Origin of the sequence: Methylobacterium sp. 1973, assembly GCF_040545035.1 — a bacterium.
Lineage (GTDB): Bacteria > Pseudomonadota > Alphaproteobacteria > Rhizobiales > Beijerinckiaceae > Methylobacterium > Methylobacterium fujisawaense.
Genome location: NZ_JBEPLA010000007.1, coordinates 134,552 through 157,003, shown reverse-complemented (window position 1 = coordinate 157,003; position 22,452 = coordinate 134,552). Strand labels below are relative to the sequence as shown.

21 protein-coding genes are annotated in these 22,452 nt (G+C 71.7%); 6 read left to right on the top strand and 15 right to left on the bottom strand.

Going from position 1 to position 22,452, the window contains the following annotated elements; all coding sequences use genetic code 11:
- The first annotated feature begins 188 nt into the window (after positions 1-188).
- Positions 189-803 (top strand): class I SAM-dependent methyltransferase, encoded by a 615-nt coding sequence (locus tag ABIC70_RS15575; protein ID WP_354440041.1) that lies wholly within the window; start codon positions 189-191, stop codon positions 801-803.
- 7 nt (positions 804-810) lie between these two features.
- Here ABIC70_RS15575 and holA read toward each other — a convergent pair whose 3' ends face one another.
- The 9 genes from holA to ABIC70_RS15530 form a co-directional block, all read right to left on the bottom strand.
- Complete coding sequence (holA, locus tag ABIC70_RS15570; protein WP_354440040.1) at positions 811-1,854, bottom strand: DNA polymerase III subunit delta; 1,044 nt, start codon at positions 1,852-1,854, stop codon at positions 811-813.
- A gap of 6 nt (positions 1,855-1,860) precedes the next feature.
- Positions 1,861-2,406, bottom strand: coding sequence for an LPS assembly lipoprotein LptE (locus ABIC70_RS15565; protein ID WP_043346867.1), 546 nt, complete (start codon positions 2,404-2,406; stop codon positions 1,861-1,863).
- A gap of 169 nt (positions 2,407-2,575) precedes the next feature.
- The gene (locus tag ABIC70_RS15560; RefSeq protein WP_043346866.1) at positions 2,576-3,532 is read right to left on the bottom strand and encodes an AEC family transporter; all 957 of its coding nucleotides are present in this window, start codon (positions 3,530-3,532) and stop codon (positions 2,576-2,578) included.
- Between the two features lie 107 nt (positions 3,533-3,639).
- Positions 3,640-5,883 carry a TonB-dependent siderophore receptor gene (locus ABIC70_RS15555; RefSeq protein WP_043759474.1) on the bottom strand — a complete coding sequence of 748 codons (2,244 nt, stop codon included), beginning with the start codon at positions 5,881-5,883 and terminating at the stop codon, positions 3,640-3,642.
- A 130-nt stretch (positions 5,884-6,013) separates the two neighbouring features.
- A complete protein-coding gene (locus tag ABIC70_RS15550; protein WP_354440039.1) occupies positions 6,014-6,892 on the bottom strand; it encodes an acid phosphatase in 879 nt (292 codons plus the stop codon).
- 159 nt (positions 6,893-7,051) lie between these two features.
- Positions 7,052-7,906, bottom strand: coding sequence for an alpha/beta fold hydrolase (locus ABIC70_RS15545; protein ID WP_354440038.1), 855 nt, complete (start codon positions 7,904-7,906; stop codon positions 7,052-7,054).
- A gap of 40 nt (positions 7,907-7,946) precedes the next feature.
- Positions 7,947-8,792 (bottom strand): 2,3,4,5-tetrahydropyridine-2,6-dicarboxylate N-succinyltransferase, encoded by an 846-nt coding sequence (dapD, locus tag ABIC70_RS15540; protein WP_043384148.1) that lies wholly within the window; start codon positions 8,790-8,792, stop codon positions 7,947-7,949.
- A gap of 51 nt (positions 8,793-8,843) precedes the next feature.
- The gene (locus ABIC70_RS15535; protein ID WP_043384073.1) at positions 8,844-9,335 is read right to left on the bottom strand and encodes a cyclic nucleotide-binding domain-containing protein; all 492 of its coding nucleotides are present in this window, start codon (positions 9,333-9,335) and stop codon (positions 8,844-8,846) included.
- A 65-nt stretch (positions 9,336-9,400) separates the two neighbouring features.
- Complete coding sequence (locus ABIC70_RS15530) at positions 9,401-10,087, bottom strand: response regulator transcription factor (RefSeq protein ID WP_043346856.1); 687 nt, start codon at positions 10,085-10,087, stop codon at positions 9,401-9,403.
- Between the two features lie 375 nt (positions 10,088-10,462).
- On the opposite strand from ABIC70_RS15530, the gene ABIC70_RS15525 reads away from it, so the two are divergent.
- Positions 10,463-11,020, top strand: coding sequence for a L,D-transpeptidase family protein (locus tag ABIC70_RS15525; RefSeq protein WP_354440037.1), 558 nt, complete (start codon positions 10,463-10,465; stop codon positions 11,018-11,020).
- Positions 11,021-11,035: 15 nt separating this feature from the next.
- Here ABIC70_RS15525 and ABIC70_RS15520 read toward each other — a convergent pair whose 3' ends face one another.
- Complete coding sequence (locus ABIC70_RS15520) at positions 11,036-11,788, bottom strand: YggS family pyridoxal phosphate-dependent enzyme (protein WP_043346853.1); 753 nt, start codon at positions 11,786-11,788, stop codon at positions 11,036-11,038.
- A 392-nt stretch (positions 11,789-12,180) separates the two neighbouring features.
- Between ABIC70_RS15520 and leuS the strand changes: the two genes are divergently transcribed.
- Positions 12,181-14,790, top strand: coding sequence for a leucine--tRNA ligase (gene leuS / locus ABIC70_RS15515; RefSeq protein WP_043384077.1), 2,610 nt, complete (start codon positions 12,181-12,183; stop codon positions 14,788-14,790).
- Between the two features lie 264 nt (positions 14,791-15,054).
- Here the strand turns inward: leuS and ABIC70_RS15510 are convergent, their stop codons facing one another.
- Genes ABIC70_RS15510 through ABIC70_RS15500 form a run of 3 tightly spaced genes read right to left on the bottom strand, consistent with a single transcriptional unit; the run spans position 15,055 to position 17,576 of the window.
- Positions 15,055-15,840, bottom strand: coding sequence for an ABC transporter substrate-binding protein (locus tag ABIC70_RS15510; protein WP_354440036.1), 786 nt, complete (start codon positions 15,838-15,840; stop codon positions 15,055-15,057).
- A 15-nt stretch (positions 15,841-15,855) separates the two neighbouring features.
- The gene (locus tag ABIC70_RS15505; protein ID WP_354440035.1) at positions 15,856-16,626 is read right to left on the bottom strand and encodes a TerC family protein; all 771 of its coding nucleotides are present in this window, start codon (positions 16,624-16,626) and stop codon (positions 15,856-15,858) included.
- On the bottom strand, positions 16,623-17,576 hold the full coding sequence (locus tag ABIC70_RS15500; RefSeq protein ID WP_043346841.1) for a lipid kinase: 954 nt from the start codon (positions 17,574-17,576) through the stop codon (positions 16,623-16,625). Before ABIC70_RS15500 ends, ABIC70_RS15505 begins: the two co-directional genes overlap by 4 nt.
- A gap of 293 nt (positions 17,577-17,869) precedes the next feature.
- On the opposite strand from ABIC70_RS15500, the gene ABIC70_RS15495 reads away from it, so the two are divergent.
- The 3 genes from ABIC70_RS15495 (at position 17,870) to ABIC70_RS15485 (ending at position 21,230) form a co-directional block, all read left to right on the top strand.
- Positions 17,870-18,742, top strand: coding sequence for a hypothetical protein (locus ABIC70_RS15495; RefSeq protein ID WP_354440034.1), 873 nt, complete (start codon positions 17,870-17,872; stop codon positions 18,740-18,742).
- A gap of 171 nt (positions 18,743-18,913) precedes the next feature.
- A complete protein-coding gene (locus tag ABIC70_RS15490; RefSeq protein WP_354440033.1) occupies positions 18,914-20,185 on the top strand; it encodes a thermonuclease family protein in 1,272 nt (423 codons plus the stop codon).
- Between the two features lie 4 nt (positions 20,186-20,189).
- Positions 20,190-21,230: an aldose epimerase family protein gene (locus ABIC70_RS15485; protein WP_354440032.1), complete on the top strand. Its 1,041-nt coding sequence runs from the start codon at positions 20,190-20,192 to the stop codon at positions 21,228-21,230.
- A 122-nt stretch (positions 21,231-21,352) separates the two neighbouring features.
- On the opposite strand, the gene ABIC70_RS15480 is transcribed toward ABIC70_RS15485, so the two are convergent.
- Both ABIC70_RS15480 and ABIC70_RS15475 read right to left on the bottom strand, forming a co-directional pair.
- The gene (locus ABIC70_RS15480; protein WP_354440031.1) at positions 21,353-22,069 is read right to left on the bottom strand and encodes a hypothetical protein; all 717 of its coding nucleotides are present in this window, start codon (positions 22,067-22,069) and stop codon (positions 21,353-21,355) included.
- A gap of 24 nt (positions 22,070-22,093) precedes the next feature.
- The gene (locus tag ABIC70_RS15475) at positions 22,094-22,438 is read right to left on the bottom strand and encodes a hypothetical protein (protein WP_354440030.1); all 345 of its coding nucleotides are present in this window, start codon (positions 22,436-22,438) and stop codon (positions 22,094-22,096) included.
- Positions 22,439-22,452: the final 14 nt, after the last annotated feature.

The following is a 22,452-nucleotide window of genomic DNA, read 5'->3' as shown; positions in this document are numbered from 1 at the left end:
TGTGTCGCCCGGCCCAGAGTTGGGACATGCGGGCCGGTCCGCAGTCCGGATGACCGGGGAGCCGGAACTTGGCGGACGGTACCAGCGCGGCGGCTCGGAAATTCGACGCCGACCGGGCCGGCGAATAAGCGCAGCAGAGCCGGATCGCCCTGGCCGGCTACGAGGCCTGCCATGAGCTCGCCGCCTGCATGCTTGCCGCCGTCCTGGGCAGCGGCACGCCTGCGCGGCTGCTGATCGTCGGGGCGGGCGGGGGCGGCCCGGAGATCGTCACTGCGGCGGCCCTCGAGCCCGGCTGGCGCTTCACCGCCGTCGACCCGTCCAGCGCCATGATGGATCTCACGATCGCGCGGCTGGAGCAGGACGGTCTCCACGACCGGACCGAGATCGTCCTCGGAACGGTGGATGCCCTCCCCCAGGACGCGGTCTACGACGCCGCGACCCTGATCGGCGTGCTGCACCATCTGCCGGGCGACGCGGAGAAACGGGCGATCCTGCAGGCCATTGCCGGGCGCCTGAAGCCGGGCGCGCCTCTGGTGCTCGCCGGCAACCATTACGCGTATGCAAGTCAGCCACTGCTGCTTGCAGCCTGGGGCGAACGCTGGCGCCAGCACGGCGCCAGCGCCGACGCGATCGAGGCCCGACGCGGGAAGATCCTGCAGGGGGCCGATCCGCCCCATTCCGAGGCAGCCGTCGCGGCCCTGCTGGATGCCGCCGGCTTCGCGCCTCCGACCCGCTTCTTTTCCAGCCTGTTCTGGGGCGCGTGGCTCGCGCTGCGCCGTGCCGGAAGCGCCGACGGCGCCTGAGCCCGGACTAGCGCCGCCGCCGCGCCCCCGCCTCCGCGACCCGCAGGAGGGCCGCCGAGGCCAGGGCGTGGGCCAGGTCGGGCTCCGCCCGCCGGCAGGCCAGGACCGCCGCCTGCAGGGCCGCGACGGCCTGCCGGAGGGTGCCGGGCGGCCAGGCGCCGAGCTGGCCCTCGATGCTGGCCTTGCGCTTGAAATGCAGGCCGCGCCACGTCGCGACCATCATGGCGGGCGTCTTGTCGGGATTGTCGAGCCGGGTGGTGAGCAGCGTCAGGGCGTGCCGCAGCGCCGAGCCCAGCACCACGCCGGGGTCGAGGCCCTCGTGCCGGAAGCGGCGGTAATCGCGCTCCACCGCGTCGCGGCGGCCGTCGAAGGCGGCATCGATCAGGGTGTTGAGCACGCTCGCCGCGACGTCGCTGGTGATCGCCTCCACATGGTCGAGGGTCACGGTCTTGTCCCCTCCCCCCTCGCCCCCGGCGTAGAGGGCGAGCTTCTCGATCTCCATCAGGCTCGCCCGGCGGTCGCCGCCGAGGCTGCGGGCCAGAACCTCCCGGGCGGCCCGGTCGATGCGCAGGCCACGCTCCTGAAGGGTGCGCTCGATCAGGTCCGAGAGGGTCCGCTCGTCGTCGGCGTAGCAGGGGATCGCCAGCGCCTTCGAAGAGCGCTCGCACAGGGTGCGGAGCGGGTTGTTCTTGGCGAGATCCCCGGCCTCGACGACGATGCGGGCGTCGGCGACCGTCGCGCCGAGCACCGCCTCGACGGCGGGGGCGTAATTGCGGGTGCCAGGGCGGACCCAGATCGACCGGCGGCCACCGAACAGGCCCATCGTCCCGGCCTCGTCGCACAGCCGGCCCGGATCGGCCGCCAGGGCGTCGCCGTCGATCCGAACCAGCGCGAAGGGATCGGCCGGGTCGTCGACGAAATCCTCGGCGAGCTTCCGGGCCCGCTCGGTGACCAGCCCGGTATCCGGCCCGTAGACGAGGATGACGGGGATGCGCGGATCGGGTCCGCGCCGGATCAGCCCCTCGATCTCACCCGCCTTGACCGCCGTCACGTCGGATTACGGCTTCGTCGAGAGCACGGCGGCGAGGCGGCTCTTGATCTGATCGGACAGCACGCTCGCCAGCCGGATCTCGGCGTCCCGCGCCGCCCGCTGGCTGGCGAAGCGCTGGACCGAGCGATCGTAGGTCGCGGTCGAGGTGGCCACGCCCTCGGTATAGACCTTGGCGCCGCTCATATCCTCGAGGCTGTACTTGATGTTGGCCACCAGGGTGCCGGCCTCGGCGCGGCCGGTGGTGGAGGAGACGATCGGGGTCTGCACGATCTCGGAGCCCGAGAGCTTCAGCCGGTAGCGCTTGGTCGCCGGATGACCGGACCCGTCGAGATCGAAGACCAGTTCGCTGCGCAGGTAATGGCCGAGGCGCTCCTGCCCCTGGGCCATCGCCACGTCGTCGACTTGGACCGAGGCGAGCAGCGCCTGGACGGACTCGCCCGACGCGGTCGGCCCGTAGAGCGGCCGAAAGCAGGCCGAGAGGCTCAGCGCCAGGCCGGTCGCGCAGGCGAGGCGGACGATCCGCCCCGCGATGGAAACTCCCGAACCCACCATCCGCCGTCGTTCCGCCCCCGCTTGTCGGATCGTTCTAGCGCGGACACGGCATGCCGCGCCACGACGCTAGGGGGCAAACGTTACGATTCCTCTGCGGCAAGAGCGTGATCGTCCGGTTTCCGAATGTCATGCCGCGGCGGGAGAGAAATCCGATGACCGGCCGGAAATCCTAGGCGATCGCCGACAGGTAGGCCGAGACCGTGACGATCGCCAGCACCGTCGAGACCAGCACCACGGTGGCGGTCAGGTCGGCCTCGCGCCGATAGAACTCCGCCAGCATGAACGGTCCGGTGCCGGTGGGGAGGGCGGCCATGAGCACCGCGGTGTGCAGCAGGAGCGGGGGCAGGTCGAACAGGTAGCGGCCGAGGCCGTAGGCCAGCAGCGGATGAAGGGCGAGCTTGAGGCCGACGAGGAGCGCGGCGGTCCGCCCCTGCCCGCCGCCGGCGTGACGGGTCTGGGCCAGGAACAGGCCGAGCGCCACCAGGGCGCAGGGCGCGGCCGCGCCTCCGAGGAGCTTCAGGAAGGTCTCCGCGGATTCCGGCACGGTCAGTCCGGCACTCGGCACCAGGGCGCCCAGCGCCGGCGCCACCAGAAGCGGGTTGCGCATGAGCGAGCGGCCGACCGACCGCCAGACGGGCATGCGGGGCCCGCTCCGGCCCGACGCGGCCGCCTCGCGCCGCAGCCCGGTCTCGATCAGCACGATGGCCACCGCGAACACGCCGCAGACCGTCAGGATCGCCGCCACCGTGGTGGGGGCGAGCGCCTCGGGCCCGAAGGCGACCAGCGCCAGGGGGAACCCCATGAAGCCGGTATTGGCGTAGCCGGCGTTGAGCCCGTCCACCGCGGCATCGGCCAGCGGCCGCCCCTCCCCGCGCCGGATCAGCACGGTGAGGGCGAAGACCGCGAGACTGCTGAGACCGAAGGCGCCGATGAAGCCGGGCTTCCAGATGGCGCTCCAATGGGCGTGTGCGGTGACGTCGAACAGGAGGGCCGGCAGGGCCAGGAAGACCACGAACCGGTTGAGTTCGGTGGTGGCGGCGGCGCCGAGCACGCCGATCCGGCGGGCCAGCCAGCCGGCGAAGATCAGCGCGAAGATCGGCAGCACGACCAGCACGGTCGAGAGCATGGCGGGTCCGGGTCGGAGGACGATGCTCCGGCCTTAGGACGGTTTGCGGGGCCATCTCCAGTGCCGGGGGCGGGGACCTGCCATGCCGCGGCCCCCGCTCACAGGACCTACCAGCGGTAGATCAGGCTGCCGATGACCGTCGCGGGCGCGCCGCGATAGCAGAAGCCGGCTTGGCAGTTGTAGTAATCGCGATCGAAGATGTTGAACGCGTTGATCTGCGCCCGGAAGCCTTTGTACTTCGGATCGAGCGCCGCGAAGTCGTAAGCGACGAGGGCGTCGAACAGCGTCACGGTCGGATTGCGCACCGTGTTCTCGTCGTCGGCGAAGCTGTTGGCGTTGAACCGGATGCCGCCGCCGATCGTCAGGCCGCGCAACGCGGAGGAGGGCGGGAACAGGTAGGTCAGGAACGACGCGAAAGTGTCCCCCGGAATGCCGGAGAGCTGGTTTCCGTCGATCGCCGCACCGGTCACGGCCGAGGTCTGCTTCACGAAGCGGAAGTCGAGATGGGTGTAGGCGAGCGTCAGGTTGGTCCCCGGCGCGAAATTCGCCGTCGCCTCCATCTCGAAGCCGCGCGAATTGACTTCGCCGGTCGCAACTTGGTTGGCAAAGTTTGTGGGATCCTGGCGCAGAATGCTCGTCTGATTGATATCGAAGCCTGCGATGCCGGCGCTGATATTCGTGCCCGGGATCAGGTATTTCACACCCGCCTCGATCTGGTCGCCTGTGGCCGGGCGATAGGGACGGCCGGTGACGGTGTTGACGCCGACCTGGGGGGTGAAGGTCGTCGCATAGCTCGCGTAGGGCACGAGGCCGGGCGCGAGTTCGTAGTTCAGGCCCGCCCGGTAGGTGAAGGCGCTGTCGTTCTGGCTCTGCGGTCCGGCCACGACGCCCCGCGTCACGCTCGCCGTGTCGGAGGCGACCCAGTCCTGCCGTCCGGTCAGCGTCAGGACAAACTTCCCCCACTTCGCCTGTTCCTGGAAATAGACGCCGACCTGATCCTGCGCCTGTCGCGAGGAGCGATCGATGCTGGGGCGCGCGATCGGCTGGCGACCGTAGTTCAAGGTGAGCAGGTTGAGATCGGGCGCCACGCCGAAGCCGGCGACGCTCGAGAAGTCGTAATGATAGTAGTCGATGCCCGTCAGCAGCGTGTGGGCGATCGGGCCGGTGTGGAGATGACCCTCGAGTTGGGTGTCCACCGCGAAGGAGGCCAGCGATTGCTTGAACAGGCCCGTGGAGCGCTGCGCGCTGAGGCCCGTCACCCCGTCGACCTGCGTGTACGAGAAATTGGCATCGACGCCGGAATAGCGGAAGTTCTGCCGCAGGATCAGGTCTGGCGAGAACCGATGCTCGAAGGCGTAGCCGATCCGGTGCTGATCCGTCCGGTAGGTGTTGAGCGCGCCGTCACCCGAGTAGATCCGCGACACGCGGAAGCCGGGGAAGTTGTAAAAGCTCGCATTGCCCGGGACGTTCGATTCTTGGAACTCGGTCAGCAGCGTAAAGGTCGTGTCGGCCGTGGGGCGCCACGTGAAGGCGGGCGCGATCGTGAACCGGTCGTCCCGGACGCCGGGGCCGGGCAGGAACGTATTGGATTGCCGGGCGACGCCGGTCAGCCGGTAGGCCATCGTGCCGTCCGACCCCTCCACCGGGCCGCCGATATCGAAATTGCCCTGGTAGCGGTCGAAGTTGCCTCCCTGGAACCACACCTCGCCGAATTGGGCGAAGACCGGCCGCTTGCTGGTCACGTCGACGATGCCGCCGGGCGAGCCCAGGCCGTATAGGCCGGAGGCCGGCCCGCGCAGGATCGTCAGGGCTTCCGTTCCGTAGGGTTCGATCCGGGGAACGGCGAAGCCGACTCCGGTCTGGCGCAGGCCGTCGCGGAACACACCGTCGTAGGTCTCCGCAAAACCGCGAATGTAGAATGCGTCGGCCCGCGGATCGAAGCCGAACACGTTGCTCGACACGCCGGGCGTGTACGCCACCGCCTCGTTGAGGCTCTGCACGTTGCGGTCGTTGAGCTGCTCGCGGGTGACCACGGAGACCGATTGCGGGGTCTCGATCAGGGGCGTGTTGGTCTTCGTGGCGGTCGGGCTCACCCGCGCTACGTAGCCGGTGATGCCGGAGGGCCCGCCGCCGCCGCCGCTGGTGGCGGCGCTGCCGCCGTCACCGCCGCTGACATTGCCGCCGCCGCCGCCGGATCCCGTCGGAGCCGCCACGGCCGGCCGGGCGGCCTCCACGGAGATCTCGTTGAGCTGCACGGCGGTCTCTTGCGCGGCAGCCGCCGGGGCGAGGGCAATCGTGGTCAGCGCCGTGGTGGCGAGCAGCAGGCCGGACTGGGCGATACGGAATGACATCGGAGACCCCGAAACGCGCCCTTACGCGGCGCCTGGGGTCCACGTACCATCGTTCACGGGTCCTTGAGCAAGCCGAAAACGTGTTGTAAATCACACACTTAGAAGACTTCAAATCTGGAACGGTTCGAGCCTAGAACTCGAGCGGCGGCTCCCGCAGGGCGTCGGCCTCCCGGGTACAGGTGGCCTGATCCGGTACCGTCCCGGCGCCCGCCATGGCGCTCCGGAGCTCGGCCCGAGCCCGGTCGAGGTCCGCCCGGAAGGTTGCATCCCCCATCAGGGCGGCGAAGACCGCGGTGCCGGTGAGGCGTCCCGCCGCCACGTCGCTGAGCCAGTGCACGCCGCAGACGATCCGGCTCTCGCCATAGGCCCGGCCGCGGGTCAGGATCGGCGTCGCCTTCTCGGGAACCAGGGATGCGAGAATCAGCGCGTAGGCCCACCCCTGGGTGGCGTGCCCGGAGGGATAACTGAAGCTGTCGGCCAGGGCCTGGCTGCGCTGCACGCAGATCGGCGCCTCGTTGCCCACGAACGGGCGCAGGCGGCGGTAATGGACCTTGGGGCCCCGCGTCGCCCGGGCGAGGTCGAGGCGGGCGCGCTCCAGGAGGTTGATCACCGCCGGCACCCGCGCCTGATCGATCCGGGTGCCGAGGACGCAGGCGAAATTCTCCAGCACCGCCGCCGCGCCCTCCGCGACGTCGTTGGCGGCCAGGTCCCAACGGGCCGTTCCCTTGAGGACACGGGTGCTGTTGAAGGCCGCCCGGTCGGCCTTATCGAGGGGCGCGTCGTGGGCCGGCGGGGCCGGCAGGATCTGGACGGCGTCCGGCACCGCCGCGTCCGCCAGGTAGGGCTTCACGGCCGGCTTGCCGGGCTTCAGCGTCTCGGCGCCCAGGGACGGGGCTGCAGGGGTCATCGCCGGGGGGTGGTGGGGCGCATCCTCAGCCCGGGCCGCGACGGCCAGGAGGAGGGCGAGGGCGGCCGGGGCGAGGAGGGGCAGGGACGGCGTGCGCAGCATCGGATCCGGGGCTCTATCGGATGGAATCTGCGGGGCGCGCCCGCTGCCGGACGAACGGCTCAGCCGGCCCATCCAGTCCCTGCACAGGCGCCCTCTTCTGTCCAGGGTGACGGTGCCGATCCGCGCCGACTGTCACGCGTGATCGCGCCCCCGCCGCGATCACGCCGCCCGGATCGCGGCGGCCACGGCGCCCGGATGCTCCTCGTGCGGGCTCAGGGCGCCGGGGATCGCGGCGCCGGTCACGCGACCGCCGGCGATAAGGGCGTCCATCTCGGCGCCCGAGCGCCGGGGTGCGCCCTCGGGCCGCAGCACCAGGGTCGGCGGCAGGCCGTCGCCGAACAGGGCCAGGAAGGCGTCGCGGCTGCCCACCGGATCGAGGCCTCCGGTGACGAAGGCGGCGGTGCCGAAGCGGCCGTTGCGCTGGCGGGTGATGGCGTGCTTGTCGCGGATCAGAGCCGGGGTCACCCGGGCGGCGTCGGCATAGACATGGGCGCGCATCATCCGGCCGATGATCGGTGGGCTGATGTTGATGCGGTAGAGCGCCTCGCCGAGGAGCGGCGCCTCCACGGCGCGGCGGATGCGCGGGAACCAGTGCGCCCGTCCCGGCATCGCGGTGGGCAGCGGCCCCCGCCAGGTCGGCGCCACCAGGACCAGGCGCGCGAAGGCCTGCGGATGGCGCAGCGCCGCCGCCACAAGGTAGCCGGCGGCATGGCCGGCCGCGACGCCGAGCGCGTACGGGCCGGGGGCGGCGGCGAGCAGGGCGTCGAGGAAGGCGTGGAAGGTCGCGGGGGCGAGGGGCACCCGCGTCCGCGGCCGGGCGCCGAAACCGGGCCAGTCGGGCACGAGGCAGCGATACGCGGTTCCCAGGTCGCGGGCGAGGTCCCGCATCTCGGCGCGCGCCGAGATGGTCGACAGGGCCGGGAGCAGGAGGGCGTCCGGCCCCGCTCCGAACACGTCGCAGGGGGTCGGCACCGGCCGGCCCGCCACCGTGAGGTTCAGCTCCAGCGTCTCCATCGCGCTCCCGCCCAGCACGCCCCCGCCCAGTCTCAGGACATCAGGTGCGCAGCAGCTCGTTGATGGCGGTCTTCGACCGGGTGCCGGCATCGACGCGCTTGACGATCACCGCGCAGTAGAGGCCCGGGCCGGGCGATCCGTCCGGGAGCGCCTTGCCGGGCATCGTGCCCGAGACGACCACGGAGTAGGGCGGCACGCGGCCGTACATCACCTCGCCGGTGGTCCGATCGACGATCTTGGTGGAGGCGCCGATATACACGCCCATGGACAGGACGCTGCCCTGGCCGACGATGACGCCCTCCGCCACCTCGGCGCGGGCGCCGATGAAGCAATCGTCCTCGATGATCACCGGGTTGGCCTGGAGCGGCTCCAGCACGCCCGCGATGCCGGCGCCGCCGGAGATGTGGCAGTTCTTCCCCACCTGCGCGCAGGAGCCGATCGTCACCCAGGTGTCGACCATCGTGCCCTCGCCCACATGGGCGCCGAGATTGACGAAGCTCGGCATCAGCACGGCACCGGGGGCGATGTAGGAGCCCCGGCGGACGAAGCAGCCCGGCACGGCGCGCAGGCCCGCGGCGCGGAACTCGGCCTCGCCCCAGCCGGCGAATTTCGACGCGACCTTGTCCCACCAGGGCGCGCCGCCGGGGCCGCCCTCGATCGTCGCCATGTCGTTGAGGCGGAAGGAGAGCAGCACCGCCTTCTTCAGCCACTGGTTGACCACCCAGTCGTGGTTGCCGCTCTTCTCGGCGACCCGTGCCTTGCCCGAATCGAGCAGCTCCAGGGCCGTCTCGACCGCCTCGCGCACCGCCCCCTGGGTGGCGGTCGAGATGTTGGCGCGGTCTTCCCAGGCGGCTTCGATGGTCTGGGCGAGATCGGAATGGGGCAGGCCGGCCTGGGACATGGAACGGGTCAGAACTCTTGCGGCGGGAGCCCGTGCTTACAAGCGGCCATCGGAGCTGTCACCTGAGGAGATGCCGTCGATGACCTCGAGGAGCCCGCGCACCTGATCGAGATCGGTCACCAGCCCGGCGAGGTCGTCCGCCAGGGTGTCGTGGACGGCCTGCGCGGCCGCGGGGAATTCCTCCAGCACCCGGCGCATCAGCATCGGCGTGATGCGCATCACCGCGGCGCTCCCCTCGGCCCGGGCCTCGGTCGGGCGGGTCCCGCGCACGAACAGGGCGAGCTGGCCGATCAAGGCGGAGCGCCCGGCCCGCACCGGCTCGGCCCCCGGGGACCGGGGTGCCAGCCGGATCGTCCCGGCCATCACCACGAAGCCGCCATCGGCCGGATCGCCGCGGGAAAACAGCAGGTCGCCGTCCGCGAGGTCGCGGCGCTCCGCCGCGAAGGTCAGCAGGCGCAGGGCATCCCGGTCGAGGAAGCCGAACAGCGGTGCGGCCGCGAGGATCGCGATGTCGTCGTCGAGCCCCAAGAACGCCTCACCACCCTGCGCATACGCGAACCTGCCGGATCGCCTACACGTAAAGCTTCAATTCGTCAGGGCAGCAACTTGTATCCGCCCCCCTCGGTCACGAGGATCGCGGCGGTGGCGGGGTTCGGCTCGATCTTCTGGCGCAGCCGGTAGATATGCGTCTCGAGCGTGTGCGTGGTCACCTGGGCGTTGTAGCCCCAGACCTCGGCGAGGAGGGTGTCGCGGTTCACCACGGCCCGGCCCGCCCGGTAGAGGAAGCGCAGGATCGCGGTCTCCTTCTCGGTGAGCTTCAGCTTCGAGCCGCGCTCGCCGACGAGGAGCTTGGCCCCCGGCCGGAACGTGTAGGGGCCGATCTGGAACACCGCGTCCTCGGAGGCCTCGTGGCTGCGCAGGTGGGCGCGGATCCGGGCCAGCAGGATGCCGAACTTGAACGGCTTGGTGACGTAGTCGTTGGCGCCGGCCTCCAGCCCCTCGACATGGTCCGCCTCGGAATCCTGGGCGGTCAGCATGATCACCGGGCCGCGGAAGCCGCCGGCCCGCATCCGGCGCACGGCCTCGCGCCCGTCGAGGTCGGGCAGGCCGACATCCATCACGGCGAGGTCGATGCGCTCGGCGGCGACCCGTCGGATCGCGTCCGTGGCGTTGGCTTCGGTGAAGACCGTGAACTCGTCGCAGAGATCGAGCTGCTCGGTGAGAGTATCGCGCAGGATCGCGTCGTCGTCGCAGATCAGCAGGCGGTAGGCATTCGGCATCGTCCGGGGCCCCAGAGCAGGCTGCGGGAGAGGCGGGGGCCGCCTGCCGGGTGCAGCATGCGATGACGTCAGGATCTCGGCAGGATCGCGGCGCGACTCTACCGAGGCTTGTGTTTCCGCATCCTTTCGCCGCCGCGGCAATCGCCGCGGTGAACGGGCTGCGGGATCGGGGCGCACCGCTTCAGGATCAAGGCGTCGGACCCCACGGCGAGGCGGTGGGCTGGCTCCCGAATCCCGGCTCGGCGGCCCGGGTTCAACCGAGAAATAGAGCGCCCTTTGTGGCCGGAAGTTGCCTTGCGCGCAATTTTTCACCGGTTCGGAGTACGGATCTCGGGCATAAGGCGCGCCGGACCGGGTGGATTCGGGAGGACGGAGATGCGGCGGTCGAGCAGGGGACCCGTCCGCCTGACCCTGGGGGAGATCCGCGTGCGGGCCACGGTGGGGGACCGGCGGCGCGGTCAGCTTCTCGTCGGCCCGGCGGTGATCCCCTGCGCCCTCGGGGCGGGCGGGATCGTGATCGACAAGCGCGAGGGCGACGGCGGCTCGCCGCGCGGGCGCTTCCGCCTGCGGGCCGGCGCCTACCGGCCCGATCATCTCGGGATCCGGCCGCGCACGCTGCTGCCCCTGCGGGCGACCCGGCCCGACGACGGCTGGTGCGACGAGAGCCGGGACCGCCGCTACAACCGGCCGATCCGCCTGCCGGCCCCCGGGATCAGCGCCGAATCGATGTGGCGCGGCGACGGGCTCTACGACGTGGTGATCGACCTCGACTACAACCGCGCCCCGATCCGGAAGGGGCGGGGCTCGGCGATCTTCCTGCACATCGCCCGGGACGGCTACCGCCCGACGGAGGGCTGCGTCGCCCTGGCCCGGGCCGACCTGCTGCGGCTGCTGCGCCGCCTCGGGCCGCGGACGCATCTGCGGATCGGCTGAGGCCCGACCTCAGGCTCAGGCCTTCCGGGTCCGGGCCCCGAAGATCGCGGTCCCGACCCGGACATGGGTGGCGCCGAGCTGGATCGCCGCGGGGAAATCCGCGCTCATGCCCATGGAGAGGATCGGCAGGTTGTGGGCCTTCGCGAGCCGGGCCAGCAGGGCGAAATGGGCCGAGGGCGGATCCTCCGCCGGCGGGATGCACATCAGCCCCTGAATGGCGAGGCCGTGGGTCTCCTGGCATTCGGAGAGCAGGGTGTCGAGTTGATCCGGGAGCACGCCGCCCTTCTGCGGCTCTGCGCCGGTATTGACCTGGATCAGAAGCTTCGGCGTCCGGCCGGACCGGTCGATCTCCTTGGCCAGCGCCGCCGCGAGCGACAGCCGGTCGAGGGAGTGGATCACGTCGAACAGGGCGACCGCCTCCCGGGCCTTGTTGGATTGCAGCGGCCCGACGAGGTGCAACTCGACATCCGGGTAGCGGGCCCGGAGGTCCGGCCATTTCGCTACGGATTCCTGGACGTAGTTCTCGCCGAAGACCCGCTGTCCGGCCTTGAGCGCCGGTAGGATGCCCTCGGCCGGCACGGTCTTGGAGACGGCCACGAGCTGGACCGTGGCCGGATCGCGCTCCGAATCCTCGGCGGCCCGGGCGATGGCCGCCCGGACCTCGGCGAGACCCGCGGCAACATCGGCCTGCCCCACCGGAAGCTTCGCGGTCACATGCCCCATCCCGTCGGTGGGAGGCGCGCTGGGTTCGGTCTTCGCGTCGTCCATGGCCTTGCCTGTCCTGTCGCTGCCGGGCGGCGGCCCGTGCATCCCCGCTGCCGTGATTCTCGAGGGGACGGTCATCCTGTCCAACCCCCTCATCCTGAGATGCCGGAGCGCCGCGGAGGCCTCGAAGGAGGGTCCCGGCGGTCCGCCCCCCTGCAGCCCGCCGTCGAGGCGGCGGCGCCGCGTCTCAGGATGAGGGGGTTGGATGGGATCGCTCCGGCGCGACCCCGCCTCATGTCCCGTCTCTCCCTGTCCGACCTATGCGTTCGCGCGCCCCGCGCAAGCCCGAATCGCGCGCTGCGTTGACCGGCTGCGGCGCAGATATGCTATCGCGGCGCGACCGTGCCGTGGTCATCCTTCGGAATGACCGACGAGCCCCTGACCCAGCCGGATCCATGACCAGCACCGCCCCCCAGCCCGTCGAGCGCTACAACGCCAAGGATGCCGAGCCGCGCTGGCAGGAAGCCTGGGCTGAGAGGCGCCTGTTCGAGACCGACAATTCCGACAGCCGTCCGAAATACTACGTTCTTGAGATGTTCCCCTATCCGTCGGGGCGCATCCACATGGGCCATGTCCGCAACTACGCGATGGGCGACGTCGTCGCCCGCTACAAGCGCGCCCGCGGCTTCAACGTGCTGCACCCGATGGGCTGGGACGCCTTCGGCCTGCCGGCCGAGAACGCCGCCATGGAGCGCAAGGTCAACCCGCGGGACTGGACCTACGCCAACATCGCGTCGATGCGCGACCAGTTGAAGGCCATGGGCCTGTCGCTGGACTGGAGCCGGGAGATCGCGACCTGCGATCCCGACTATTACAAGCATCAGCAGCGCATGTTCCTGGACTTCTTGGCGAAGGGCCTCGTGACCCGCCGCACCGCCAAGGTGAACTGGGACCCGGTGGACCACACCGTGCTCGCCAACGAGCAGGTGATCGACGGGCGCGGCTGGCGCTCCGGCGCCCTGGTGGAGCAGCGCGAGCTGACCCAGTGGTTCTTCAAGATCACCGATTTCGCCGAGGACCTGCTGACCGCGCTGGACGGGCTGGACCGCTGGCCGGAGAAGGTCCGGCTGATGCAGAAGAACTGGATCGGCCGCTCGGAGGGCCTGGAGGTTCTTTTCGCACTTGTTCCGGATGCCCACGCCGCAGCTGCCCAACGTGCGGCCGATGGGGTCCTCCGTGACATCAAGGTCTACACCACGCGGCCCGACACCCTGTTCGGCGCCAAGTTCCTCGCCGTGGCCGCCGATCATCCGCTGGCGGCAGCGGTTGCCGCAACAAACCCCGCTCTCCAGGCCTTCATCGAAGAATGCCGGCGCACGGGCACGGCCCAGGCGGCGATCGACACGGCGGAAAAACTCGGCTTCGACACCGGCCTCACCGTCCGCCATCCCCTGGACCCGTCCTGGACGCTGCCGGTCTACGTGGCGAATTTCGTGCTGATGGAATACGGCACCGGCGCGGTGTTCGGCTGCCCGGCGCACGACCAGCGCGACCTCGATTTTTCGAACAAGTACGGGCTCGGCAACACGCCGGTGGTCTGCCCCGAGGGGCAGGATCCGGCGACCTTCGTCATCACTGACACCGCCTATGTCGAGGACGGGCGGATGATCAATTCGCGCTTCCTCGACGGCATGAGCACCGGGGAGGCCTTCGAGGCCGTGGCGCGGCGCCTGGAAGGGGAGGGGATCGCCAAGCGCAAGGTCCAGTTCCGCCTGCGCGACTGGGGCGTCTCCCGCCAGCGCTACTGGGGCTGCCCGATCCCGATCATCCACTGCGAGTCCTGCGGCCCGGTCCCGGTTCCGGTGTCCGACCTGCCGGTGAAACTCCCCGAGGACGTCTCCTTCGATCAGCCCGGCAACCCGCTGGAGCGCGACGCGGCGTGGCGGAACGTGCCCTGCCCGCAATGCGGCGCGCCGGCCCGGCGCGAGACCGACACGATGGACACGTTCGTCGATTCGTCCTGGTACTACGCCCGCTTCACCGCGCCCTGGCTCACGGACGCGCCCACCGACCGCGCCGTGGTCGATCGCTGGCTGGCGGTGGACCAGTATATCGGCGGCATCGAGCACGCGATCCTGCACCTGCTCTACGCCCGGTTCTTCATGCGGGCGATGCGCGAGACCGGCTGGGCCGGCGTCTCCGAGCCCTTCGCCGGCCTGTTCACGCAGGGCATGGTCGTCCACGAAACCTACAAGGACGCGGCCGGCGCCTGGGTGCCCCCGGCCGAGATCCGCTTCGCCACGGAGGAGGGCGAGCGCCGCGCGTTTCACGTGAAAACTCAGGCGCCGATCACGATCGGCGCCATCGAGAAGATGTCCAAGTCGAAGAAGAACGTGGTCGACCCCGACGACATCATCGCGAGCTATGGGGCCGACACGGCGCGCTGGTTCATGCTCTCCGACTCGCCGCCGGAGCGCGACGTGATCTGGACCGAGGAGGGCGTGCAGGGCGCGGCCCGCTTCGTCCAGAAGGTCTGGCGGCTGGTCAACGCGGCCGTGCAGGCGACCGGCGACGGCGCCGCGGACCTGCCCCTGCGCAAGGCCGCCCACCGGGCGCTGGCCTCCGTGCAGGACGATATCGAGCGCCTGCGCTTCAACCGCTGCGTCGCCCACATCTACACGCTGGCCAACGCCCTGGAGGATGGCCTGCGCGGGCCGGTCTCGGGACAAGCGGCGCGGGAGGCCGCCGGCATCCTGGTCCAGCTCATCGCCCCGATGATGCCGCACCTCGCCGAGGAGTGCTGGTCCGTCCTCGGCCGCGGCGGCCTCGTGGCCCAGGCGCCCTGGCCCGAGACCGAGGCGGGGCTCCTCGTCGAGGACGAGATCACCTTGCCGGTCCAGATCAACGGCAAGAAGCGTGCGGACGTCACCGTGCCGCGCGATGCCGACGCCAAGGCTGTGGAGGCCGCGACCCTGGCGCTGGAGGCGGTCCAGAAGGTCCTGGAGGGCAAGGCGCCCCGCAAGGTCATCGTCGTGCCGGGGCGGATCGTGAACCTGGTGGTGTGAGGCGTCGATCTGCCGATCCCATCGGGAATCGACTCCATCCCACCCTCCATCCTCATCCTGAGGTGCCGGAGCGCAGCGGAGGCCTCGAAAGAGAGCTCCCGCCAGCCGGGCGATCCCGGGTGCCCTCCTTCGAGGCCCGCCGACGCGGGCACCTCAGGATGAGGGCACGGGTGAGGTCAGCGGATTCCAGGGCGAGGACGGCTCTGCCGGGCCTCTGTCACAGCGCCGGGTTGACGAAGGCCTCAGCGCGCCGCGTGACGCACCTCAAGGCGCCGCCAGCTCCGGGTCCTGCCCGCTGGCTTCCAGACCGCGCCGCACCAGTCCGTCCCGCTTCGCCTGCGCGATGAACGCGGCGAGGTAGGCGGCCCCGGCCGCGCGTCCGACCGGCAGGCCCATGGCCTGCGGGATCTCCATGAAGTGCCCCGGCAGCAATCGCACCTCCGGATGCGCCGCCGCGTAGGCGGCCAGCGGCTGATGCACGCCCGCCGCCACCTCCAACCCGTCCCGCGCGAAGGCCGTCACCGCCTCGGCCGAGGTCGGTGCCCGCACCAGGGTCGCGTGCGTCAGGGCGCGGGTCAGGAACAGGTCGTAGGCGCTGCCGCGCCCCACCGAGACGCGCACGCCGTCGCGATCCACCGCCTCCGGGGACCGGAGCGGCGAGGCGGCCGGCACGAGGTAGCTGCCGGCGATCAGCACGTAGGGCTCGGTGAAGCTGATCCCCTCGGCGCGCTTGGGGTCGATCGCCAGGAAGCAGATGTCCCAGGTTCCGGAGCCCGCCGAGCCCGAAACCGCGCCCGCTCCCGGATAGGTGATGAACGCCACCGGCACCCCGAGCCGCGCCGCCAGGGCCCGGGCCAGATCCACCGAGACCCCCGCGGGCCCGTCCGGGCCTCCCTGAGCGAGCACCGGGTTGCCGAGATTGATCGCCGCCCGGAGCGTGCCGGTGGGGGCGAGGTCGTGCAGGACCGTCGGATCGGGTGCCATCGGTCTCGTCTCGGCATGTGCGGCGGCGGGAAGCAGCAGGAGGAGGAGGGCTGCGCGGATCCACATGACGGTCGCTCCGCCTCAGGCGCGCCGCGCCGGCCCGGTCGACGCGGGGACGCCGTCCCGGGCGGGACGGCGGCGCCGGCGGGCCAGCATGTTGAGGACCTCGACGCCGGCCGAGAAGGCCATGGCCGTGTAGACGTAGCCCTTCTGCACATGCGCGCCGAACCCCTCGGCGATCAGCGTCATGCCGATCATGATCAGGAAGCCGAGCGCCAGCATCACCACGCTGGGGTTTCGGGCGATGAAGGCCGAGAGCGGCTCGGCGGCGACCAGCATCACCACCACGGCGGCCACCACCGCCACCATCATCACCGGCACGTGCTCGGTCATGCCCACCGCGGTGATGATCGAGTCGATGGAGAAGACGAGGTCGAGGAGCAGGATCTGGCCGATCGCCGCGCCGAAGCCCAGGCTGCCCCCGGTTGGCCTGTCCGTCTCGGGCTCCGGATCCACCGTGTGGTGGATCTCCTTGGTGGCCTTCCACAGCAGGAACAGGCCGCCGCCGATCAGGATCAGGTCGCGCCAGGAGAAAGCCTGGCCGAGCACCGCGAAGACCGGTTCGGTCAGCTGCACGATGAACGCCACGGTGCCGAGCAGCCCCAGCCGCAGGATCAGCGCGAGCCCGATGCCGATACGCCGCGCCCGGGTCTGCTGATCGGCCGGCAGCTTGTTGGTCAGGATCGAGATGAAGATCAGGTTGTCGATCCCGAGCACCACCTCCATCACCACCAGGGTGGCGAGGGCGGCCCAGACGGCCGGCTGGCTCGCGAGTTGGAGCAGGTCGGTCACAGGCTGGGGGCCTCACTGGTCGGGAACAAGCGGCTGCCCAGGGTGGTCAGGTCGAACGGGCTGGGGCCGCGCACCGGCTCGGGGGCCAGCACCCGCAGAATCTGCGGGAAGACCTTGAAGTGGGCGGGCGTGTGCGTGGTCAGTTCGCCGTCGGTGTTCACCGGCCGGGGTCTGCGGGTGGAGAGGCGGATCTCCTGCGCGTGGAACGCCCGCACGTCGGCCGCCCGTCCATGCGTGCCCCGCCGAAGCGCCGGGAGCAGGGTGATGAGCCGCCACCAGTGATCGATCTCCAGGCTGTAGAAATCCAGCTTGCCGTCATCCACCGCGGCCATCTCCTCGACGGTCATGCCGCCGCCATAGTGGCGGCCATTGCCCACCGAGACCTGGATCGTGGTGACCTTCTCCACCGTGCCGTCATGCTCGATCGTCACGGTGAAGGGCCGGACACGGCGCAGCACGCGGACAGCCGCGACCGCGTAACCGAGCACGCCCCAGGTCTTCTTGGATTCCGCCGTGAGTTCGCCGGCGAGTTCGGCGGAGAAGCCGATGCTCGCCACGTTGAAGTAGTAGTGACCGTTGACCCAGCCGAGATCCACCGGCCGCGCCTCGGCGGCGGGGATGAAGCGGGCGGCCGCCAGGGGATCCAGCGGCAGGTTGAGGGAGCGGGCGAGGTCGTTGGCCGTGCCAAGCGGCAGGATGGCGAAGGGCAGGCCGGCCTCCACCAGAGCCGGGGCGGCGTAGTTCATGGTGCCGTCGCCGCCGCCGAGAATCACGAGGTCGACCGCGCCGGCGCGGTCGCGGATGACATCCCGGCAATCGGCCTCCGGCGACGGCTCCTCCGGCTCGATCCCGCCCTCCCGCAGGATGGCGCGCACCTCGTCGAGATCCAGGGCGCCATTGCGGGCCTTGGCGTTACAGATCAGCAGGGCCCGGCGCTGGCGCGTGCTCATCGTGTGCGTCCGGGACGGGTGCCGGACAGCGTTTCGGTCTCAGGTCGGGCCAAGGGATCCTCGGTGCACGGCGGCAAGGGGGTGCCAGGGGAACGCGGGAACGGCGAAAGGCCGAGACTGTCCCCGACTTGGTACCCAAACGCACGAACGCAACCCCATCATCCCCGCAATCCAGGGCTGGTCGCCGCCGCGCAGTCGGGCAGGATGTGACGCGCGCCCGAAGCCCCCGTGGAACCTCGCACTCACGCAGGCGCGTTCTCTCTCAGTCCGCCCCGGCCGCCAGGAAGGCACCGATGCCCGCCACACGTCCCACCCGTCCCCAGGCCCTCGTCCTGGGCTTGGTCCTGCCGCTCGCCATCGTGGGCTCTGCCGCGGCCCAGCAGCCGGGTGCTGCAGGCGGGGGCGGCTGGGTGGATCCGCCCCCGCGGGCGGCCGCGCCCGTTGCGGCTGCCCCGAAGGCCCCGCTCAAAGCCGCAGGCCCACAGACCCAAGAGCCGATCACCGCTCAGGCGAAAGCCCCGCCCGAAGGCGGGCGCGGCGCCGAGCCGCTCCGGCAGGCCGCCAGACCGGAACCGGGGGAGGATGCCCTGCCGAAGGCTGCGGCGACGCGGGGGCCGGGACCGAAGCGGGCCGCCGCCCTGGAGCGCCCGCCGGTCCGGGAATCCCTGCACCATCACGCGCGCCCTCAGCACCGGCTCGCCGAGACGCCGGCCGCGATGGTCCCGGCATCCGGCGTCTCGGCCGAGCGCGCCGCCGCCGCCCGGGCGCTGGCCACGAGCTACCTCGCCACCGTCTCGGGTTCGAGCGACACGATGGTCGATGCCGCGACCCGGTTCTACGCGACCCGCGTGCGCTTCTATGGGCGGCCGATCACCACGGCGGGCCTCGTGGCCGAGAAGCGCAGCTTCGTGCAGCGCTGGCCCGAGCGTCGCTACGAGCCGCGGGCGATGCGCGCCGCCTGCGATGCCGAGACCTGTACGATCCGCACGATCGTCGATTTCCGCACCGCCAATCCGGGGCGCGGCGCCGTCTCCAGCGGCGAGGCCGAGCTGATCCTGGAGGTCGGCTTCGCGGGCACGCGACCCTACATCCTCGGCGAGACCGGTCGCGTCCTGCGGCGGAGCATCCAGGCCGGAACCCTGGCCGCTTCGCCCGGCAAGGCGTAAGAGCCCCGGATCATGGTCCGCCGCCTCGCGGCGGGCAGGGGCGTGCGAGGTGGTGCGTCATGGGATCGGTCCCGGTGCTCGGGCGTTCCGTGAGGCGCCCCGGGCGGGCTTCGTCGGGAGGCGCGGCCGGGCCTCCTTCACGCCGCGCGCGGTGATGCCGGGATCGGGTGTATGACGTCTTCGATGGTGGTGGGGAAACAGGCGGCGGAGCCGGCGCGTCCGGCCCTCGACGGTCCCGGCCGCCTCGCCCTGCGCGAGGCAATCCGGGCTGAGATCGCGCGGGCGCGCCCGCGCCCCGTGGCGGTCCGGACCCTCGAGCTCCTGGCCGAGACCGCCTGCACCCCCGATGAGGCGGGAACCGGCCTCCGCGTGCTCGATCGACACGGTGCCGTGCGCCTGCGGGACGACACGTCCGAGCCGATGACCCTCGTGGATCTCGTGGCGGACCTGCGCGCCCGGCATCCGGCCCTGTTCCTGCCGCCCGAGCCCGAACCCGAATCGGCGCCGGAGGCCGCCGACGAGGCCCGCGATTCGTCCCTGCTGAGCGGCGCCTACGAGATGAAGGCCGCCACCGCGCGCTTCGTCGAAACCCAGTCCGAACGGGCCCGCTCCCTGGCGGAGCGCTCCTCCGAGCAGGGTCGGGTGCTGGCGCAGAGCGCCGCCGGCCGGTTCGCCACCCTGCGGACGAGCCTGCGCGGCCGGTTCGCCCGTCCCGCGACGGTCCGGACCGACGCGGCCACGGGGGCGAGCCCGGAGGTCGATCCGGCAACGGCCTGGAACAGCGGCCCCGGCCGCGTCGGAGAGTCCCTCCGTGACGGCTTCGGCCGTCTGCGCGACCGGTTCGGCCGCGGCGGAGACGGCGCGGACGAGGGCGCACGCCGGCAGCGCCGCCTGCTCCTGGGCGCCAGTGCCGGCACCCTGGCGGCGGTGATCGCCGCGGGCCTCGTCCTGGAGGGCCGTGCGCCCGATCCCGCGCGCCCCGCGGCCCCGGCCGCGCCCCGCACGGAGGCCCCGAACGGCGCCACCCCGAACAATCCCTCCTCCGGCGCCCCGGCGGCAGCCCCCGACACGGTCACGCCGCCCCCCGAAACCGGAGGCGAGTCCGAGCCCGACGCGCCGCTGCCGCCGAATGCCGTGACGGGACAGGCCCAAGTCATCGATACCGCGACCCTCAAGGTCGGCGGCAAGGTCGTGCATCTGTTCGGCGTCGAATGGGTGCGCGGCGGTCAGGCGGAGGAGTTGGCCCGGTACATCGGCAACCGGCCGGTGACCTGCCAGCCCGCCCCCGGCAGCACGACCATGAATTGCCTCGTGGACGGGCGCGACCTCTCCGAGGTGGTGCTGTTCAACGGTGGCGGTCGCGCCTCGCCGGAGGCGAGCCCCGAACTGGTCGCGGCCGAGGATCACGCCCGGAGCGAACGGCTCGGCGTCTGGAAGCGCTAGACCGATGCCGGCCGAAGCGTTCGGCACCACCGCGGATGGACGGCCGGTCACCCGCCATGTCCTGAGCCGGGACGGTCTGCGCGTCGCCATCATCGATTTCGGCGCGGCCGTCACGGCGATCGAGGTGCCCGACCGCGCCGGCCATTCGGCCAACGTCGTCCTCGGCCTCGACACCCTCGCGGCCTACGAGACGCTGAGCCCGAGCTTCGGCGCCATCGTCGGCCGCTACGCCAACCGCATCGCGGACGGGCGCTTCAGCCTCGACGGGCAGAGCTATCGCCTGCCTGTGAACGAGGCGCCCAACACCCTCCACGGCGGCCCGGACAATTTCGGCAGGCGCCTGTGGCGGGCGGACCTCTCCGAGGCGACGCGCCTCGTCCTGAGCCGCCGCTCCCCGGACGGGGAAGAGGGATTTCCCGGCACCCTCGATGTCCGCGTGACGTACAGCCTTCCCGAGGACGGCGTGCTGCGCATCGATTACGCCGCCGTCACCGACCGGCCGACGGTCGTGAACCTCACCAACCACAGCTACTTCAACCTCGCCGGGGAGGGGACGGGCAGCGTCCTCGGCCACATCGTGCAGGTCGAAGCGGACGCATTCGCGCCGACGGACGCGACCCAGATCCCCACCGGCGCGCTCCAGCCGGTCGCCGGGACGCCGTTCGACTTCCGCACGCCCCGGGCCCTGGAGACCCGGATCCGCGAGGGGGACCCGCAGCTCGCCTACGCCAAGGGCTACGATCACACCTTCGTCCTGCGCGGGGCCGCAGGGACGCTGCGGCCGGCCGCCACCTGCATCGCCCCCGACAGCGGGCGCCGGCTCGACGTCTGGACCACGCAGCCGGCGCTGCAGCTCTACAGCGGCAACAATCTCGACGGGCGGCTGATCGGGCCCTCCGGACGCATCTACCGGTCCGGGGACGGCGTCTGCTTCGAGACGCAGGGCTTTCCGGACGCGCCGAACCAGCCGGCCTTTCCCTCCGCGGTTCTGCGGCCGGGCGAGACCTTCGCGGCGACGACGAAGTTCCGGTTCTCGGTGGTGTGAGGGCGCGTCGCGCCAGCCTCACGCCTCCGTCAGGGCGCACACCGCCGGGCCGCAGCGCCCTGAGGGCCGAAGCCTGGATCGATCCGGGACCGGCCGATCCGGTCTGACGGCCGGCTCCGGCCTCACGCGGCCTGCGGGCGTCCCCGCAGGCCGGGGATCGCGGCGGCCGGCGCGGCGGGATGCGGACGCCGCGTCTCGCCGAGCGCCAGTAGGGCAACCGTCACGGCGTCGAGCCGGGACGGCTCGCCATCGGCCATGCCCTCGGCGGCGGCGACTTCCTTCAGGTACTCGTCCCACGCCCAGCGCCGCAGGATTTCGCGCTTGCAGCTGGGCAGCAGCCGGGGATGATCGAGGACCGCGGCCGGCGTGGCGAACACCGCGGCCGGGTTGACCAGGGCTCGCTCCAGATCCGGCACCCCCTCGGGCACGCGATCGTCCGCGGAACGACCCTGCGCCGTCGCGCGGACCTGCACGGGCGCCGCGTCCCGGTTCGAGCGCCAGACCCGCACAGTGCCTGGCCGACCACGTCGGTCCGCCGGGTCGGGCGCGGGCCTGTCGGCGCGGCTCCGGCCCGCGGCAGAGGCTGCCGCCCGCTCCCCTGTCGGGCCTGTCAGCGCCCCCTCCGTGGCGGGCGTGCCGGTCTCGCCGGTCCAGCCCATCGGCGCCGCGATCTCCGGAGGCGTCGCCCGCTCGACGGCGAGGCCGCCCCTCTCGGCCCGGGCGGGGCCGGATGTCTCGACGGAGCGCACGCCGTGGCGGATCGGCGCCCGGCGGCCGGCGCGCCTCGTTGCGCCCGCGGGCGGCGTGTCGTCTCCGAGTCCGATCGTACGATCCTGCATGGTTGCCTCCCTGTTGAGGCGCGCTCAGCCGCCGAAGAGACCGAGCCGCGCCGCCGATTGCACGCCGAAGCTCGCCGCGAACGAGAGCAGCGCGGCGTCCCAGGAAGTCAGATGCGGGGTGTTGGCCGGCGGCCCGGCCTGCGTGATCGCAAGACCGAGCCACACGAAGCCCGACAGGCTCAGCAGCACGGCCAGCACCCAGGGCAGGGCCGGTGACGGGCAGAGCGCGGCCAAAGCGAGGCACAGCGCGGCGGACAGGATCCAGCGGCCCAGCACGGCCCAGTCGGTCGCCTGCACCGGCCCGCCACGCCGGCCATGCCGCAACCGGGATACGCGCCTGTGCCCACCCCTCAGGTCGAAGGTTGCCATCGGACGCCTCCGGC